Annotated in this window: 21 protein-coding genes; 8 read left to right on the top strand and 13 right to left on the bottom strand. The window is 62.6% G+C overall.

Annotated features, from left to right (window positions below):
* The 5 genes from AC1DYM_RS19995 to trhA form a co-directional block, all read right to left on the bottom strand.
* On the bottom strand, window positions 1-310 hold a 310-nt coding region (locus AC1DYM_RS19995), incomplete at its 3' end, for a hemerythrin domain-containing protein (RefSeq protein ID WP_477341337.1).
* A gap of 137 nt (window positions 311-447) precedes the next feature.
* Window positions 448-1,956, bottom strand: coding sequence for an arylsulfatase (locus AC1DYM_RS19990; RefSeq protein WP_477341335.1), 1,509 nt, complete (start codon window positions 1,954-1,956; stop codon window positions 448-450).
* A 127-nt stretch (window positions 1,957-2,083) separates the two neighbouring features.
* Window positions 2,084-2,359 (bottom strand): hypothetical protein, encoded by a 276-nt coding sequence (locus AC1DYM_RS19985; RefSeq protein WP_477341334.1) that lies wholly within the window; start codon window positions 2,357-2,359, stop codon window positions 2,084-2,086.
* 469 nt (window positions 2,360-2,828) lie between these two features.
* Window positions 2,829-3,728, bottom strand: coding sequence for a transcriptional regulator CynR (cynR, locus tag AC1DYM_RS19980; RefSeq protein WP_477341332.1), 900 nt, complete (start codon window positions 3,726-3,728; stop codon window positions 2,829-2,831).
* Window positions 3,729-3,851: 123 nt separating this feature from the next.
* Window positions 3,852-4,517 carry a PAQR family membrane homeostasis protein TrhA gene (trhA, locus tag AC1DYM_RS19975; protein ID WP_477341330.1) on the bottom strand — a complete coding sequence of 222 codons (666 nt, stop codon included), beginning with the start codon at window positions 4,515-4,517 and terminating at the stop codon, window positions 3,852-3,854.
* A 281-nt stretch (window positions 4,518-4,798) separates the two neighbouring features.
* Between trhA and AC1DYM_RS19970 the strand changes: the two genes are divergently transcribed.
* Window positions 4,799-5,185 carry a response regulator transcription factor gene (locus tag AC1DYM_RS19970; protein ID WP_477341328.1) on the top strand — a complete coding sequence of 129 codons (387 nt, stop codon included), beginning with the start codon at window positions 4,799-4,801 and terminating at the stop codon, window positions 5,183-5,185.
* A gap of 3 nt (window positions 5,186-5,188) precedes the next feature.
* On the opposite strand, the gene AC1DYM_RS19965 is transcribed toward AC1DYM_RS19970, so the two are convergent.
* Window positions 5,189-5,386, bottom strand: coding sequence for a hypothetical protein (locus tag AC1DYM_RS19965; protein ID WP_477341326.1), 198 nt, complete (start codon window positions 5,384-5,386; stop codon window positions 5,189-5,191).
* Between the two features lie 252 nt (window positions 5,387-5,638).
* Here AC1DYM_RS19965 and AC1DYM_RS19960 point away from each other — a divergent pair, with 252 nt between their 5' ends.
* From AC1DYM_RS19960 to AC1DYM_RS19950, 3 genes are all read left to right on the top strand, one after another.
* On the top strand, window positions 5,639-6,019 hold the full coding sequence (locus AC1DYM_RS19960) for a hypothetical protein (protein WP_477341324.1): 381 nt from the start codon (window positions 5,639-5,641) through the stop codon (window positions 6,017-6,019).
* 148 nt (window positions 6,020-6,167) lie between these two features.
* On the top strand, window positions 6,168-7,952 hold the full coding sequence (locus AC1DYM_RS19955; RefSeq protein ID WP_477341322.1) for an FAD-binding oxidoreductase: 1,785 nt from the start codon (window positions 6,168-6,170) through the stop codon (window positions 7,950-7,952).
* A gap of 120 nt (window positions 7,953-8,072) precedes the next feature.
* A complete protein-coding gene (locus AC1DYM_RS19950; RefSeq protein ID WP_477341320.1) occupies window positions 8,073-8,531 on the top strand; it encodes a hypothetical protein in 459 nt (152 codons plus the stop codon).
* Window positions 8,532-8,543: 12 nt separating this feature from the next.
* Here the strand turns inward: AC1DYM_RS19950 and AC1DYM_RS19945 are convergent, their stop codons facing one another.
* The 4 genes from AC1DYM_RS19945 to AC1DYM_RS19930 all read right to left on the bottom strand — a co-directional run bounded on the left by AC1DYM_RS19945 (window position 8,544) and on the right by AC1DYM_RS19930 (window position 12,229).
* Complete coding sequence (locus AC1DYM_RS19945; protein ID WP_477341318.1) at window positions 8,544-9,467, bottom strand: MASE1 domain-containing protein; 924 nt, start codon at window positions 9,465-9,467, stop codon at window positions 8,544-8,546.
* A 281-nt stretch (window positions 9,468-9,748) separates the two neighbouring features.
* Window positions 9,749-10,177: a cupin domain-containing protein gene (locus tag AC1DYM_RS19940; protein WP_477341316.1), complete on the bottom strand. Its 429-nt coding sequence runs from the start codon at window positions 10,175-10,177 to the stop codon at window positions 9,749-9,751.
* A 97-nt stretch (window positions 10,178-10,274) separates the two neighbouring features.
* Complete coding sequence (locus tag AC1DYM_RS19935; protein ID WP_477341314.1) at window positions 10,275-11,789, bottom strand: DHA2 family efflux MFS transporter permease subunit; 1,515 nt, start codon at window positions 11,787-11,789, stop codon at window positions 10,275-10,277.
* Entirely contained in the window at window positions 11,786-12,229 is a 444-nt protein-coding gene (locus tag AC1DYM_RS19930) for a MarR family winged helix-turn-helix transcriptional regulator (RefSeq protein WP_477341312.1), read from the bottom strand. Before AC1DYM_RS19930 ends, AC1DYM_RS19935 begins: the two co-directional genes overlap by 4 nt.
* Before the next feature lie 175 nt (window positions 12,230-12,404).
* Here AC1DYM_RS19930 and AC1DYM_RS19925 point away from each other — a divergent pair, with 175 nt between their 5' ends.
* On the top strand, window positions 12,405-12,677 hold the full coding sequence (locus AC1DYM_RS19925; protein ID WP_477341310.1) for a hypothetical protein: 273 nt from the start codon (window positions 12,405-12,407) through the stop codon (window positions 12,675-12,677).
* Window positions 12,678-12,688: 11 nt separating this feature from the next.
* On the opposite strand, the gene AC1DYM_RS19920 is transcribed toward AC1DYM_RS19925, so the two are convergent.
* Complete coding sequence (locus AC1DYM_RS19920; protein WP_477341308.1) at window positions 12,689-13,570, bottom strand: alpha/beta hydrolase; 882 nt, start codon at window positions 13,568-13,570, stop codon at window positions 12,689-12,691.
* A 123-nt stretch (window positions 13,571-13,693) separates the two neighbouring features.
* On the opposite strand from AC1DYM_RS19920, the gene AC1DYM_RS19915 reads away from it, so the two are divergent.
* Entirely contained in the window at window positions 13,694-15,229 is a 1,536-nt protein-coding gene (locus AC1DYM_RS19915) for a cryptochrome/photolyase family protein (RefSeq protein WP_477341306.1), read from the top strand.
* A gap of 14 nt (window positions 15,230-15,243) precedes the next feature.
* On the opposite strand, the gene AC1DYM_RS19910 is transcribed toward AC1DYM_RS19915, so the two are convergent.
* On the bottom strand, window positions 15,244-15,459 hold the full coding sequence (locus tag AC1DYM_RS19910) for a hypervirulence associated TUDOR domain-containing protein (RefSeq protein WP_477341305.1): 216 nt from the start codon (window positions 15,457-15,459) through the stop codon (window positions 15,244-15,246).
* Between the two features lie 247 nt (window positions 15,460-15,706).
* Here AC1DYM_RS19910 and AC1DYM_RS19905 point away from each other — a divergent pair, with 247 nt between their 5' ends.
* Window positions 15,707-16,444, top strand: coding sequence for an SDR family NAD(P)-dependent oxidoreductase (locus AC1DYM_RS19905; RefSeq protein WP_477341303.1), 738 nt, complete (start codon window positions 15,707-15,709; stop codon window positions 16,442-16,444).
* Between the two features lie 15 nt (window positions 16,445-16,459).
* Here the strand turns inward: AC1DYM_RS19905 and AC1DYM_RS19900 are convergent, their stop codons facing one another.
* Window positions 16,460-16,858 (bottom strand): addiction module antidote protein, encoded by a 399-nt coding sequence (locus tag AC1DYM_RS19900; protein ID WP_477341301.1) that lies wholly within the window; start codon window positions 16,856-16,858, stop codon window positions 16,460-16,462.
* Between the two features lie 173 nt (window positions 16,859-17,031).
* On the opposite strand from AC1DYM_RS19900, the gene AC1DYM_RS19895 reads away from it, so the two are divergent.
* A complete protein-coding gene (locus AC1DYM_RS19895; RefSeq protein WP_477341299.1) occupies window positions 17,032-17,361 on the top strand; it encodes a YciI family protein in 330 nt (109 codons plus the stop codon).
* The last annotated feature ends 48 nt before the right edge of the window (window positions 17,362-17,409 follow it).

Genomic DNA, 17,409 nt, shown 5'->3' with positions numbered 1-17,409 from the left:
CCTTGGCGCGCCCTGCGAACTGCTCCGTCGCCGGGTCCGTCTTCATCAGGTCAGGCAGCACGAGATCTTCTGCGGCGCGGTGCTCCTCAAGCGCCTCGTAATACATCTTCTCTTCTTCTTTCTTGCCCGCTTGCTTGAATGCCGGATAGAAGATTTCCTCTTCGATCGTCGTATGGGCTTTGAGATTGATGTGGATCTGCTGCAGGAGCTCGCCACGCTTCTTGAAGGCGCGGCTCGTGGAATCGGCCAGCTGTTCGAGAAGGTCTTTGACGAGGGTGTGGTCTTGCTTGAGCAGTGCGATGGCGTCCATGGGGGGGTCCTGGCGGCGGCTGGGAGAGGCTAGCCTCGCAGCCCACCGGTGATGGGCCCGTCGCATCGGCAGGTCCTTGCGAACACATTCCGACGACGTTCCTTTCCGCGACCAACTCGCGGCCTCGAGCCGATCTTTCAGCTCTTCGGCACCATAGCCTCCATGACCCTATCGATACTAAACGACGCCGCCTTGGCACGCGGCGGGAACTCACTGAAACTCTGCAACCACTTGGCCAGAAGCGGCGGCGCCGCGTAAAGCAGGAAATTCTGCTCCAGAAACCAGTCGTTGTACTTGAAGCTCTCCTCACCCCGCTCGAACGGATCGGCCCGCAGGTCGAAGAACTTCGGTATGCGCATTTCGGACAATGGCTCGCGCCAACTTTGCAGGCCCTCCGCCCGCTGCTCGGCGAACACCACTTTCCAACGCCCCATACGCACGGCCATGCATTCCCCGTCGTCACTCCAGTAGATGAAACCTTCGCGGGGCGACGCCTTCTCCTTACCCGAGAGAAACGGCAGCAGATTGAAGCCGTCCAGGTGCACCTTGTACGACCGGCCACCCATTTCGTAACCCTTCTTCACTTTCTCGACCAGGTCGGTCTCCGCATTCGCGGCGGCAAACGTGGGAATGAAATCCTGTAGCGACGCGATAGCGTTGATGACTCGGCCCGGCTCGATCACACCCGGCCAGCGCATCACGCAAGGCACGCGCCACCCGCCTTCCCAGTTGCTGTCCTTCTCTCCGCGGAACGGCGTGGTCCCGCCATCGGGCCACGTGCAGACCTCGGCACCATTATCCGTGGTGAAGACCACGATCGTGTTGTCCGCTATGCCGAGCTCGTCAAGTCGATCCAGCAACTGGCCGACGTAGCCATCGAGTTCGACCATGCCGTCGGGATAGACACCAAGCCCCGTCTTGCCGACCGATTCGGGTTTGAGATGGGTAAAGACGTGCATGCGCGTGGGATTGAAATAGCAGAACCAAGGTTCATCGGACTTGCTCTTGCGGTCGATGAAATCCAATACCGCGTCGAGGAACTCCTCGTCCACAGTTTCCATGCGTTTGCGGTTCAGCGGACCGGTGTTCTCGATAGTCTGCTTTCCCACCCTGCCGAACTGAGGATCTTCCGTGCTGTCGTCCTTGTCCGTCGCTTTCGACCGCATGACGCCGCGGGGACCGAACTGCTTCCGGAAAGCAGGATCCTTGGGATAGTTCGGATACTCCGGCTCTTCCTCGGCATTAAGGTGATAGAGGTTGCCGAAGAACTCGTCGAAGCCATGCACCGTCGGCAGGTGTTCGTTGCGATCACCCAGATGGTTCTTGCCGAATTGACCTGTGGCATAACCGAAGTGCTTCATGAACTCGCCGACACTGGGATCTTCGGCGCTCAGTCCCAGCGTTGCGCCCGGCATGCCAACCTTGGTCAGGCCAGTGCGGATCGGTGATTGCCCGGTGATAAAGGCCGCCCGCCCCGCCGTGCAACTCTGTTGCCCGTAGAAGTCGGTGAAGTTGGCACCCTCGTTCGCGATGCGATCGATATTGGGGGTGCGGTAGCCCATGATGCCGTTGTTATTGCAGCTGACGTTGAACCAGCCGATATCGTCGGCCATGATGAAAAGGATGTTGGGCTTGCGATCGGCCATCGTCGTGCACTCTGTTCCACGAGAACACCAGCCTGGACTGGCATTCCGGCAGGCGCATCCGAAGAACCCCGGAAGCGTAATCAGTGAAGTTACTTAGCACCCGGCCTGCCCGCCAGGGCCGCCATGTCTAAGCCCTCCCTTGCTCCCAACACATCCGCGCATGCGCCTGCGCCGTGCACTGCACCCCCATATGCGTCAGCGCCCCGATCGCCTCCAACCCCTGCGCCACCCGCTGGCAGTCCACCGCCTCAGCCTCATGAATCAAGTCAGCCAATAGCCGAGTAAGCCCCCGCGCATACTGAAGCCACTCGGTCGCTTCATTCATCAGGTCGTGCGCCGTCGCTTCGGGGTCAATGTGGTAATGAAACCCCACCCCCGAATGACTCTCTTTCGAACCAGACATGAGATTCTCCTTAAACGCCGCCCCGCCCGCAGGTGCGGCACGTCACGCACTGCGCAACGTGCCGCGGATCACACGGAATCGCGGGTTCATCGGCTGCCCGTGTCCGGGCGCCGTGCGGCTTGATTGACGAAGTGTGTACGGCGCCAGCCCCTGATTCCCGGGTCCACACGGCGACGTGCCGCGTTGCTCGGCCGGGAAAAACTCAGGAGAACGGCTTACGCCGCGGTTCTTCAACCGTCTCTGCGAGGACCGCAGAGCGCCCGGTAACCGGTGGGGATGTCGCCGGGGGGATTCGGCGGGCGAACGAACACCGTATGATCGGTGGCAGCCATGACTAACTTCCTTAGAGTTGGTTTTGGTTAGCGGGTCAGCGGTGCTCGAACACCTCTGACCCGCGCTTCTCACCGCATAGAGCGATGGTTGCCTGCGAGGCTTCGACAGCGACAGCGCAGGCAACGGAAAGACCGTATCAAATCAACTTGAAGTTGTCTGTAGTCCACGACGTGGCCAACGCCACAAACGCACGACACGCCGCCGTCCGATACGCATCCTTGCGTTGAAGGAGCGCCACCGTCCGCTCGGGCATCGCATCGACCAACTGAACCGGGCAAAGGCCTGGGTGATGCTGGGCAACTGCTTCCGGCAGCACCGTCGCAAGACGATCGCTATGCTGCACGATCTCGATAATCCCGCTGACCGAATTGGCCTCGATCGCAATAGGCGGCTTGATCCCCTGCTGCTGGCAGTGGCGATCGATATGAATCCGGGTGGCGAAATCCCCGTTCAACAGAACGCGCGGTTCCTTCGCGAACTCACGAAGCGATAGCGGCTCCTGCCGCGTGGCGTAGGGATGCCCCTTGCCCACCACCAGCGCGAGCGTCTCGACAAACCATGCCTGGCTTTCGATCTCCGCCGAACGCGCGTCCATGAAACCGATACCGATATCGAGCTCGTCCTGCGCGAGCAAGGCCTCGATCTGATCCTGATTCATCTCCGTCACGCTGAGGTTGATGCCTGGGTACCTCGCGTTGAAGCGCGCCACCAGGGGGCCGATCAAGTAGGCAGTGAACGTCGGCGTCATGGCCAGCCGGAGGTCGCCACGCGTCAGGTCCTGCGCGTCGTGGATAGCGCGCTTGCCGGCATCGAGATCCTGCAGGGCGCGACGCGCGTATTGCGCATAGGCTTCGCCTGCGTCGGTCAGCCGGATGGTCCGCCCCGTCCGGTCGAGGAGCTGCGCACCCAAGGTGTCTTCCAGCTGCTTCATCTGCTGCGACAAGGTGGGTTGCGACACGTGCAACGCCTCGGCCGCACGCGTGAAGTTCTGGTGCTCCGCGACGGCAAGGAAGTAGCGAATGTGTCGCAGCAGCATGGCGTCTCAATTATAGAAAGTGCTTATGGCCCAGATCATGAATCGGTCTTGGACGTCCTGGGCACGCGGCATGATTCTACTGCGGGGCCACATGCTACGTATCCAAGACTTCGTCAGGCTGGTCTACGCAGGCCTGGGCAACACGTAAAGAAACACGGCGAAGTAGTGCAGCACGCTCCCCGCCAGCACGAACAGATGCCATAGCGAGTGGTGAAACGGCAATCGCTTCGCCAGATAAAACGGGACGCCGGCGGTGTACGCCACACCGCCGGCGACCAACAGCACCAATCCAGCCTTGGGCACATGGGCAGCCAGCGGCTGGAACGCGGCGATCGCGCCCCACCCCATCGCGACATACATGAACACCGCCGCGTGGTGATACCGCTGCAGGATGCCGAGCTCTAGCACGCTGCCGGCAATGGCCAGTAGCCAGATCACGCTGAACAGGCTGACGCCCCAGACTCCCGGCACCGCGATGAGCGCGAAGGGCGTATAGGTGCCGGCGATCAGCCAGTAAATGCCCAGGTGATCCAGTGTCCGCAGGAGCGCGTGCGCGCTGCGATGCTGAAAGGCGTGATAGAGCGTCGATGCGGAGAACAGGAAGATCAACGTGGCGCCGTAGAGGACGCTGGCGAACACGGCAACGGCCCCGCCATACGACGTGGCCTTCATGACCATCACGACGAGCCCGGCGATACTGAGTCCCACCGCGAGCCCATGGACAAGGCAGCTGCCCAGTTCGTCGACGCGTGCATAGGGCACGACGGCGGTGCTTGCATCGGTAGTCATCGGGACGATCCGATTGAGGCAGGGGTTCATCCTGCCAGCGCCACATTGCAGTTTCGGTCTGTCTCGCGCAGGAATTCCCACTATACGACGCATCCCGTGGCGCCGGGGCCCGGATTACCCCTCGGGCACCGCCTTAGGAACATACCCCGGAGTCACTCCTTCACCTTCAGCCGAGGGGGCTAAAGGGTGTCTCGCAGCCCCGTGCCAGCGCCATTCCGTGGGCATGGCTCGCTGGAAAAAAATATTCCGCCGCACCCTATCGCAGGCGTGCATACTGCGCCATGACTCAGCCGACCGTCCTTATTCTCGACCCGCACCGCGAACTGGCCGAGATGGCCGCCGAGGTGTTGTCGGCGCGGGGGTTTTCGGTGGCGGTATCGGGGCATTTCGAAACGGCGATGACCACGCTGGATTCGGTGCCCACGATCCGGGTCGCGGTTTGCCACGCCACGCTGCCGTCTGGCAGTGGCGATCAGCAGGCCCCCATCCTCGGCGAGCTGGCGTCCCGGGAGGACATCGCCCTGGTGGTTATCTCTTCCCGCCCCTTTGAGGACGTCGAAGGCATTCCTAGCCGTGCGGTGCGACTGGCCAAGCCTTTCGGGGTGAGAGAGCTGCTCGATGCCATCGCGCTGGCATCCCGGACTGTGGAAACACAAATCCGCGGCTGACGCTTACCGCTGACTGCCCTTGTCGGGATTTTGCTGGCCTTTCTGATCGGCGTCACCGCGGCCGACGTCTTCCTTGCTCTTTTGACCGGTCTGGTCGCCTTCGCGTTTCGCCGGTTTGTCCTGACCTGGATTCGCGGCCGGATTGTTCGAGCCACCAACGCCGTTGGCGGAATGTTGGGTGGTGCGATCTTGCTGGCTCATCACGTTTCTCCATTAAGAGACGCCATCGTTCGCCTTGGTGTGTGACGAAACCGGTGATCCCCAGTGTGGGAAGAGTGATTAGCGCTCTGCTTCATGGCAAAGCGATGGCGATCCCGACCCAGAAAGTCGCATAGGATGTCCGAAGTCGTCGTACGGTTCACAACTGTCTCCGTGAACTGGCGCGCATCATACGCCAATGCAACCATGCCACTGCTCTAACGCATCACTCGCTCAATGCTCAGGATAATCACTATGCAAAGGACCGCTGCACTCGTCCTGATAATTTTCCTCCTGGCCTCGCAAGCACCGATCGTGCGAGCACGGATGGGGACAGTCATCCTGCCGCCCTGCTCATCAGGGCCAGAAATCTACCGGAACGTCGCCCGCACCCGCGACGCTGGTATTGCCGCTCAAACGCAGCTTCAAGCGCCGATCGAAGCTGCCACACCAGAAGGACATCAACGCTCAGTCACCGCTACGAATACCCACAACAAACTTGTCCATCAGATTTACGCCCACCCCAGCTGGACGCCGGACGACGTCGCGGAGCGCTGGCTCAGCCAATGCAGGGCCTACGAATCCAGGGCGAGCAAAGATGATCACCCCGTGGTCGTCGTTACGTCGCTCGAATAGAGCAGCAATGGGCCGAGCGCCTGCCGCTGCATTGGTCCCTCCCACCCCACCACTCGTCCCTAAACCGCCCCACCTCGTCCCTTCCCGCCTGACACGCCGCCGCCCAAGCGCCTAACGTATCGCCACTGGCCTACGAAGGAAGAAGCTCATGCGTCGACGCACCCTGCTCAAGGCCGGCCTGGTCCTGCCACTCGTCCCATACGCCCTCGCCTTCAACCGGGCTGCCCTCGCCTGGTCGTCGCCGTCACAGGGTCGCACTGCCGTGGCCCCTCGCGCGATCGATGCCACCTGGCCGGACGCCGATCATTGGGAGCGCCTGCGTAAGCAAGTCGGTAACCGTCTGATCAAGGTCCAGTCGCCCTTCGCGCCTGACGCCCCTGCGGCAGCAACGAAGGAAGCGATGGCCCACCTCGGCAACCCTTTCTACCTGGGCGACGAGCCGTCGCTAACCCAGACCAGTGGCTGGTTCGGTGCTTGGACGTCGCAGCCCAGCGTCTATGCCGTAGCGGCCGAATCCACGACGGATGTGGTCGCGGCGATCAACTTCGCGCGCACGAACCACCTTCGCCTCGTGGTGAAAGGCGGTGGCCACAGCTATCAGGGCACCTCCAACGCGGCCGGCTCCCTGTTGGTATGGACACGCCGGCTCCGGCAGATCCAGCTCCACGACGCCTTCGTCGGCCAGGGTTGCACCGGCAAGCAGGCCCCGCAGCACGCTGTCAGCATGGGGGCCGGCTGCATGTGGATCGATGCGTACGACGCAGTCACCACCAAGGCCGGCCGGTATGTTCAGGGCGGCGGTTGCACCACCGTGGGCGTAGCTGGACTGATCCAGAGCGGTGGCTTCGGTAGTTTCTCCAAGGCGTTCGGCACGGCTGCCAGCAATCTGCTCGAAGCCGAAGTCGTCACGGCCGATGGCAAGGTACTGATCGCAAACGCCTGCACCAACCCCGACCTCTTCTGGGCACTGAAGGGCGGCGGTGGTGGCAGCTTCGGTGTCATCACGCGCGTGACGCTGCGCACCTTCGACCTGCCCGATGTGTTTGGCGGCATGCACGGTCGCATCAAGGCGCCCGACGATGCGAGCTTCCAGGCACTGATCGCCCAGGCCATGCGCTTCTATGCCGACGCCTTGTGCAATCCGCACTGGGGCGAACAGATGACCTTGCTGGACGGAAACGCACTGGGTATCTCGATGGTGTTCCAGGGCCTGTCCAAGGACGAAGCCGAGGCGACGTGGGCGCCGTTCAAGGACTGGCTCGCCCACCACCCGGAATACGTGATCGTCCAACCGATCAGCGCGGTGGCCCTACCGGCGCGGCACTTCTGGGATGCGGCGTTCTTTCGCGAGAAGGCGCCCCAGTTCATTGCGAACGACGATCGCAAAGACGCCCCGCTGTCGCATATGATCTGGGCCGGGGATCGCGAACAGGCGGGCTGGACGATCCACGCGTATCAGTCGTTGTGGTTGCCCGGTAGTTTGCTTGCCGCCGGTCAACAGGATCGCCTGGCTAGATCCTTGTTCGATGCCTCGCAGCATCACGAAGTCGGACTGCATTTCAACAAGGGCTTGTTCGGCGCGGCTGACGACGTACGCGTGCGCTCGCGCGATACCGCGACCAACGCGCAGGCCGCCGATGCCTTTGCACTGGTCATCATCGCTGCGGGAGGCGACCCCGCTTTTCCCGGCATGCCGGGAGCGAACGTCGATGCCGATAAGGCACGCAGGGAAGCCGACGCCGTCGAGCATGCCACCGCGGCCTTGCGCGGACTAGGCACGAAGCTCGGCTCGTATGTCTCCGAAAGTGACTACTTCCTCGCTGATTGGGAGCACGCCTTCTGGGGTGACAACGTCGGCAGGCTGTCCTCTGCGAAACGGCGCTATGACCCGACGAATCTGTTCAACGTGCACCACAGCATCACCGCAACGTAATGCCATGCTCCGTGCCGAAAAAACCCCTTGGTTATTCAAGGGGTTTCTTTTTTGCGATGACATAATCGGCGACGACCACCAGGTGTGTCGGGGTCTTCGTCCAAACTCACGGAGCTGTCCATGTATCCAGTCATTCGCACCACTCTTTCGATCGCCGCGCTGCTCGCCGTGTCATGCGGTGGTACCGCGATGGCCCAGGCATCGACCGGCACCGGTACCGGGCTTGGCCAGTCCTGGCCGAACGCTACCGATGTCAGTGCGAGTCCGCATTACCACGTCTACGTGTTCGAGCGTCCGGGCCTGCGCTTCGTGCAGGTGAACGATGCGTCGGGAACCGTGCGGGGTGCCGTCGCGTATGCCGGTGCAGAGATCATCAGCCTGCCCGTCGGCGTCGATGCCAGTCGCTGGGCCACGCCGAACGAAGGCGTCTGGAATGCCGCGACCCAGGCGAACAGTGAGCAGGTCTATTCGGACGGTGCGGTGAAGGTCGCCGCCGCTCCCCAGCCGGATGGCACCATGCGGCTCATGGCCATACACGATTGCAACAACCCGGCGGAATGCAGCGTCAAGGGCCCTTGAGTAACCGCCCTTCTACGAGTTGCGTTGTACCGCCGGAGCGCACGTCGCCATAGCGGGTGCACGCGCGCCGACGAGCAACATCGAGGAAATGAACAGTGCCAGGACCACCTGGCACTGGATCATCGCAGGGTCCAGCAAGACGGTACCGCTGGCGGCCAAGGCCACGCTCGCCCCCATCCCACCGAACGCACTGCCATGCCACCCGTGCCTCAAGGCTAGGCCGAGGACGGGCAGCATCATGGTCAGGCGGGCCAGCTGACGAACGGTGTCGTTCGTGGTGACAAGCGCCAGCCAGCTCAGCACGACCAACGTCGGCAACGCCCAGGACACCGCATCACGGATGAGGCCACTGCGCCATACCGATGCCCATGTCACTTGCACAAGGGCTTCTGAGCGCTCATACAGCGCGAGAACGGCGGGCGCGAAGATCAATGCACCGAGATAGGCGCCGAGCAGATACGCCCAGAAATAAGCCTTCACCGAGATGCCCGGCCAGGCCTCTGGCGCAGCCAGAAGCGCGGTGGCGAGCGTCACCGATGTCGACACGGCAGAGATGATCGCGCAGGCGAGCGTCGCTGTGAGGATGACGCTCATCCGCACGCGACCATCGTCGCCGCGCAACGGCCATCGTTGCAGGAAGGGTTTTACGAAGCCCATGAAAAGAACAATCATCGGTATGGACGCCGAGACGGCCCATGCCCCGCCCAGCTTCGGCATGCAAAGCAGCGCGCTCTCGATCAGGGGAAGTGTCTCGCCCACAGCGAGCGCCAGCCAATAACGCGTCGGCAGGAAAAGGAGGCAGGCCAGCCGGAGCCCGGCCGTCAGGGTCCAGTGGGAGAACGACACATGACGTGTCACCTCATAACAGGCAGCGTAAGCGGCGGCCACCGCAAAATACTGCCCCCATGCATTCCATCGCGCGGCGCTTCCGTTCACTGATTCCCCTAGGGGGTGGTCTGGATGCCGCGAAGCATGCCATGAACACGATTGAAATCACTCCCCCTGAGTGGGCACCCCGCCACAAAGGGGGCCACCCTGCCGAATATGCGTGTCGTTTGTCCTTCCTGGCTGCAGATGTTCACCGCGGTATCCGCCCAACTCTTTTGGACGTCCATTTCGATGATGTAGATCGCTTGCCGTATCGCGCAGCAGTTGCGTGGCTTTGTGCGCCATCGCGCTGTCGGGAGGAGTCATGCCAAGGATCGTCGTACCTACGATTACTTGGCCCCACCCGCATCCTGTGGCGTAGTCAGCGCAGTGTCTGCGGTATCGACGACGAACACGGCGAGCAGCTTGGCCGGTTCGGTCTTGTTCGCGTTACGGCTGATCCGATGATGCGCGCCGGGCTCTTCGTAGAAGGCCTGCCCCGCGGTGTAAACGTGCGCAGGCTGGTCGTTCACCTGGCTCTCGATCGAGCCCGATACGACATAGGCGTAGATGAAGGCGGACTTCGCATGGGTGTGCGGTTGCGACGCACCACCCGGGGGATACGACACCTCGACGGCCACCAGCGACTTGCCCGGGATGTTGGGAATGGCGTGAGAGAAGTTGGGTTTGACCGAATCGCCCGCCGTGTGGGCGTGGGTCACCGTCACGGAAGACAGGGCAGCGACGGCCAGCAGGGCTGAAAAAAGGATCTTGCTCATCAGGATGGCTCCTTGGAGGAGCCATCATGGTGCGCTCGGCCCGGTGCATCGAAAAGAACCAAAAACGTGGTCTTTCGATGCACCATGACTGACCGATCTAGTCCACCAGGGTCGCCGCGGCGGCCTGCTCGGTGTTGTGCACCGCCCGCTTGCGCGGCAGGAAGGCCGCCGCGATCAAACCGAGCACGACCACGCCGAGTGCCCAGACGAAGGTGTGCCCAAAGGCCCGACCCAGCGCGGGCAGGATCGCCGCGTGCGCCGCGGGGCTCATCGCGCGGGCACCGGCCAGGCCGGATTCCTGCACACCGGTGGACGGCATCACGCTGGCGATCTGGTGCGACAGCACCACGGCCAGCAGCGCCGTACCCACCGAACCACCCACCCGCTGCACCACGTTCATGCCGCTGGTGACGCGCGCGATCTCGTGACGCTGCAGGCTGCTCAGCGCGGCCGTCATCGACGGCATCATCGTCGAGCCCATGCCGATACCCAGCAGGAACAACATGCCTTCGACCATCCACATCGGCGTGTCGCTCTGGATCTGGGTGAGGCCGAGCAGGCCCAGCCCTGTCATGCTCAGACCGACGAGCACGATGCGGCCCGGACCGGTCTTGTCAGTGAGTCGTGCGGCGATCGGCATGGAAATCATCGCGCCAATGCCCTGGGCTGCCATCAACAGGCCGGCGTGCAGCGCGGACTCACTACGCACCAGCTGGAAGTACAGCGGCAGCAACAGCGCCGTGCCGAAGAACGCCGTGCCGAAGAAGAACGACGTGGATGCCGCGGCGCCGACGATACGCGTGCCGAACAGACGTACGTCGATCAGGGCGCCTTCTTTACGGCGTGCATGCCAGATAAAGCCAACGACCAGGGCCAGGCCCAGCAGCACGCCACCGACGGCGTCGGGCCGGGTGAAACCACCACCCGAAGCCGTCTCCGCCAGACCGTAGACGAAGATCGCCAGGCCCGGCGAGAGCATCAGCAAGCCACGCCAATCCAGCGAATGATGCGGCTTGGGCTCATCGCGATCGAGGAAACGCGAGGCCGCGAACAACGCGATCACGCCGATCGGCAGGTTGACGAAGAAGATCCAGCGCCACGAGAGATCGTCGACGAACCAGCCACCAAGAATAGGACCGACGATCGGCGCGACCAGCATGGGGATGCCGACCAGGCCCATGACACGCCCCATGCGTTCTCGCCCTGCCGCGTGGGAAAGGATCGTCATGCCGGCAGGCATGATCATGCCGCCGCCGAAGCCCTGCAGCACACGAAACACGATCAGCGAGGTCGCCGACCAGGCCAGCCCGCACAACGCGGAGCCGAGCACGAACAAGGCGATTGAACCGATGTACAGGCGCTTGGTGCCGAAGCGATCGGCAGCCCATCCCGTCAGCGGAATCACCGTGGCGAGGGCAAGCATGTAACCGGTGGAAATCCACTGCGTGACCGACAGCGATGTGCCGAACGAGTGCGACAACTCGCGAATGGCGACGTTGACGATGGTGGTGTCGAGGATCGACATGAAGCTGCCGAGCACGACGACGGAAGCGATGCTCAGCAACCGGCGATCGAGCGCCGGTGGCGCATCGGTTTTGGTGGGAGCGTTCATGCGGATTTTTCCGGAGGCGAGCAAGAGGCGCCGGTGGGGGCGGCGAAATGTTTACGGGTTAGCGCACCGAGAGTGGCCAGGGCGCCGGCGAGTGCGGCCTGCTCTTCCTTGCTCAGCGCCTCGACAAAGCGGTCGGCCGACTGCCCACGGGCGCGTCCGATCTTCTCGAGGGTTTCGCGGCCGGGGTCGGCCAGGCCGATGCGCTTGATCCGGCGATCGACCTCGTCTTCCCGCCGCGTCAGCAGGCCGATGCGGACCATGCCGTCGACGGCGCGTCCGGCCGCGGGGAGAGACAGGGAGACCTGCTCGGCCAGCTCGTTGACCGCAAGGTCTGAGCCGGCGTGATCAAGGATCCACAGCATGCGCAACTGGGAAAAGGTCAGGTCGAAGCCCGCCATGACCGCAGCGACGCCAGCCTGGCTGTCTTTGATGATGGGCATCAGCACGCCCATGAGCTCGGCGGCTAGCGGATGGGTGCCTGGAGGTAGCTTATGCATAGGCGCAATAGTACTCCTCTGTGCATTAGTTGCAAGTACGCAAGTATATGCGAATAGGCCTTCGATATACGCCGCACGATGGATGCCCTCCACGCAACGAGCGGCCTACTCTCGACCCATGGCCACCATCGACCGAGACATCACCCTTACCCGCGACCGCCTCGCCAAGGATGCGTCAGCGATCGGTCGGGCGATGATTGAGGGCGACATGGAGGAAGCCCGTTTTCGGGCTTACCTCCTGCGCAGTCAGGCCTCCGAGATGGGTCTCGAAGAGGTCGAGAAAGCGGCGCTCATGGTCGTCGTCATGCTGCCCTCCGACGAGAGTCAGCCGAAGCGCGGCATCGGCCGGGCCATGTTGCGGTTGTGCGATGCCCTCGACGTCCGGTACTGAGCCGTCCCGATTCACCTTAGGGTGGCAAGCCACTTGAGCACGGCACGCGAGAGCTCCTGACGCTGATCGGAATACGCGTGGTCAGTGGGCAGATGGAGCGTCGTCACCTGTTTGTCGCCAGCCTGGCGCAGCGCCGAGCCGAAGGCGTTATCGGCAGGGGCCAGTCCATCATCCGAGGTGATCACGAAGACCGGGCGATCCTTGAGCGCACCGACCATGGAGCCGAATGCCCAACCGCTTGCGTGGTCGGCAAGCTCTCTGGCGAGACCATCGGGTGTGCAGCCGGCAAGCGGCGCCATGCCCTCTTCGCCCAGTGCAGCGCCCATCTTCTTTACCGCGTCGTCCTTTGACCCTTGTGCCTGCATCTCGACGAACCGGCCGGCAAGATCCGCGGCTGAGATCATGCCGACGCCCTTGATCGCGGGATCGGCGGCAGCAGCCTGCACGGCCATGAAGCCGCCCATGCTGTGACCTACCAGCACGATGCGCGACGGATCCAGCCGCAGCCGCTTAGCGTTTTCAGGCTGGCGCAGATAGGCAATAGCCGAAGCGACATCCTCGATGCTGTGCGCGAAGGAGAAATCCCCCGGCGTGCCCCACGATCCGCGGTAGTTGAAGAACAGGACGTCCCATCCTGCCCGACGCATGTCCTGCGCCAGATCCAGGTTGCGCTCGTTGCCGGGAAAGCCGTGCAGCAGGATCACCACCGGATGCGGACCGGCGCCCGCCGCCACGTAGACCAGAGCGTTCATCGGCGATCCGTGGCTGGGGATCTGCATGGTTTCCATCGATGCCTTGGCGGTATCGAACGGGGCGGCCTGCGCGGAACCGATGGCCAGACACAGCAGCACGTACGTCGAGAACCGCGAAAGCGCTTTCAGATGAAACGTCATGGTGTCCCCTCGGTTAAGATTCCTGGCGCCAGGATCGCATCGTACGTCAACGGCGATCCGCTTCGCTCCAGGTTGACGCAGCTACTGTTCCAGTGGCGCCCTGCCCCCGCCGGACCTCCTGCCATGCGCCACCTCATTGTCGTCCTCGGCGACCAGCTCAACCGTGACTCGTCCGCCTTCGATGACTTCGATGCCACGACCGACCGGGTGTGGATGGCCGAGCGAAAAGGTGAGTCCGAGCATGTGTGGTCGCACAAGGCCCGAAGCGCGCTCTTCCTGGCGGCGATGCGCCATTTCGCGGCCGGGCTCGACGCCGACGAGGTTCCGCTGACGTATACCCGGCTCGCGGACGCGGGCCCCGACGACCTGGTCGACCTTCTCGCAACGCAACTCCGTGAACTCAAGCCGCGCCGCCTGGTGATCGTGCGTCCCGGCGAGCACCGCTTGCGCGAAGGCATCAAGGCCGTCGCGAAGGCCTGTGGCGTGGAGTATGTCGAACGACCGGACCGGCACTTCCTCGTATCCACCGAGGACTTCGGCCAGTGGGCCAAAGGCAAAACGCAGCTTCGCATGGAGCTGTTTTATCGCTGGATGCGGCAGAGGCACGCCATCCTGCTCGATGACGATGGCAAACCCGTCGGCGGCAAATGGAACTACGATGCGGACAACCGGGGCAGCTTCGGCCGGCAAGGTCCGGGCTGGGTGCCGCGCCCTCTCTCCTTCACTCCCGATACCATCACGCAATCGGCCATCGCCGATATCGCGTCCACGTTTCCCGATCATCCCGGCGAGCTGGATGCTTTCGACTGGCCGGTCACGCGCGAGCAGGCGAATAACGCCCTCCTCGACTTTCTCGACAACCGCTTACCCGCATTTGGCCACTGGCAGGATGCCATGTGGACCGGGGAAACGTGGCTCTACCATGCGCGCCTGTCGACCGCTCTTAACCTGCGACTTCTGTCGCCGATGGAAGTCATTGAAGGCGCGCTGGAGCGTTTCAGGGAAGCCAAGGTCAGCTTGTCGTCCGTCGAGGGATTCGTCCGACAGATTCTGGGTTGGCGTGAATTCGTGCGCGGTGTTTACTGGCTCTCGCCCGAGCGCCTTCTTGGTTCGAACGCGCTTCGCGCCGATGGCTCCCTTCCGGACTTCTACTGGACGGGCAACACCGACATGAACTGCATGAAGGAAGTTATCGGCCAGACGCTTCGGACTGGCTATGCGCACCACATCCAGCGGTTAATGGTGACCGGCAACTTCGCCCTGCTCCTCGGGGTGAAACCGACCCTGATCCACGAGTGGTACCTGGCGATCTATGTCGACGCTGTCGAATGGGTCGAAGCACCCAACACCCTCGGCATGAGTCAGTTCGCTGACGGCGGCCGCATGGTGTCGAAGCCCTATGCGGCCTCGGGACGTTACATCGACCGCATGAGCAACTACTGTGCGGGATGTCGATACAAGCCCGGCGAAGCAGTAGGCGATCGCGCCTGCCCGTTTACGACGCTGTACTGGGATTTCCTCGAGCGTCACCGTGCCCGGTTCTGGAATCACCCGCGAGCGGCCTTGCAGTGGCGCTCACTCGAGCGCTTTTCAGCGGAACAGATCTCTGCCATCCAGGAGCAAGCCAGTCGCCTGCGCGCGGAATGGACGACCGGCTGACGACTCGCGCAGCGCTATTTTCCGCGCGTCTTCGTGAGAGCCTCGGCCTTGTGTGCAGCGTGCGCCCCCGTATTGTCGCTTACCACCAGATACTCAGGGTTGTCTTTCGAAGCCGCGACGGCGTGACCCTTGATCCTGGCCGGCGTGGTGAGCTTGCGCTCGACCTTACCCGTGGTCGTGCCTTGGGAGGTTTCCCATTGAACCGTATCCCCGCGCTTGGGTGATTTCATTGGCCGCTCCATCCCATCGAGAGCCAAGACGATCAACCAAGAGATGTTGAGACGGCGTCACCCGGCGGTGAATCCGGGTGGGGGCACGTGTCGCGCCCCGGACCCGGTACGCCACCGGGCAAGCACGCCAGGAATAAATCATATGCGTTCGTTTGCACTGGTGGACGCAAGGATCGTCCGCAGTTTCTTGGGGGTCGCAGCAACGCTGCGCACACCATCCCCACCAAGAAGCAGCCAGGAGTCGAACATGTCGAAACTCAGTGGAAAGGTCGCCGTTATCACTGGCGCAAACAGCGGCATCGGCTTTGCCGCAGCGAAGCAGTTTGCCGACGAAGGTGCGAAGGTCTTCATCACCGGCCGCCGTCAGGTGGAACTGGATAAGTCGGCCGCCGCCATCGGTTCGGCCGCTACCGCCGTGCAGACGGATGTCACCCGGCTAGCCGACCTCGACAAGCTTTATGCGCAGGTCAAAGCAGAGGCCGGCAAGATCGACGTCCTGATGCTCAACGCGGCGTTCGCCGAGTTCGTGCCCGTCGGTGAAATCACCGAAGAGCACTACGAAGCGACGTTCAACACCAATGTCCGCGCGATCATCTTCGGCCTGCAGAAGGCGCTTCCGCTGCTGTCTCACGGCGCGTCGGTCATCATCACGGGCTCCATCGCCGGTTTCTCGGGCATCCCGAATTTCTCGGTTTATGGCGCGACGAAGGGCGCACTGCGTGCGTTCGTCCGTTCGGCCATCGTCGACCTGAAGGACCGCGGCATTCGCATCAATGTGCTTTCGCCGGGTCATACGTCCACGCCTGCGCTCGATCGCCTCGTGCCGGTGGAGTTCCAGGAAGCCGCGCTGACCAGCACCGTGCCGTCCGGCCGCCTCGGCACGCCAGAAGACATGGCCAAGGCCGCCCTTTATCTCGCCAGCGATGACAGCAGCTACGTCAATGGCGCTGAACTTGTCGTCGATGGCGGCGTAAAGCAGATCTGACGAGCTGAGCCCTCGTCAGATTTCTTTTGCTCGCCGCACCACACGTTTCGGCTTAGCAACCGCCGCCGCAGCACGAACGCGATCCGACTTGCGAGGCTTTGTCTCGGCGGCTGTTAGCGAAATCGCCGACGCATCAGGCACGAACATAATTCGCAGACCCAACGCACTCACGAGTTTCCTGACAGTGACAAATCCAGTCTTGGCGCCCGGTTTGAGTGCCTTGTAAAGACCAGGTCGCGTGACGCCAGCAGCATCGGCCACCTCGGTCATGCCACGGGCTCGCGCGATATCGTCGAGAGCAGAGAGAAGCAAGTCGTGGTCGTCTTCGGCCAGGACTTCGTTCAGATAGGCAGCAATGGCCTCGTCGCTGTCGAGATAGCTGGCGACGTCGAACGGAGCAAACTTTGTCGGCATGGTGTTCCTGAAAAGCGTTCGCTTCAACGAATGCGCAGACATATAGTGTCTCCAACTGGAGACACTATGCAAGCGCCCAAACGTCTCCACGATCCGCCGAGCACTACGCAAACGATCGTAGCCCCGCATGCGTCATCCATTCCCTTAATTTTCTTACCCCGGAGCACCTGAAAATGATCGACGAAAACGGCCCGCACTATTACGTAGCCTTCCAGACCCCCGGCCCGAAGTGGGTGCCTGGCGTGAAGTACAACGAGCAACCCGAGTTCATGGTCCATGTGGGTTACATGGATCAGATGCAGGAGAAAGGCCAGACGATCCTCAGCGGTCCCTTCATGGAAAAGGCCGGTGGCCTCAACGGCGTCCTGGAGGACGGTGGCATGACCATCTTCAAGGCGGCGGATTTCGAAGAAGCCGTCAGGATCGCCACGGAAGATCCGTCGGTGAAGTCGGGCATGCTCAACGTAACCGTGAAGACGTTCTGGGTGCCTTTCCACGCGTGATACCCCTTGGCACAGGCCGGCGGCGCTGCTAACCTCGCGCCGTCGCCA

The organism is Luteibacter sp. P1_D3 (assembly GCF_056406135.1).
This window is presented reverse-complemented; position numbering and strand designations above follow the sequence as displayed.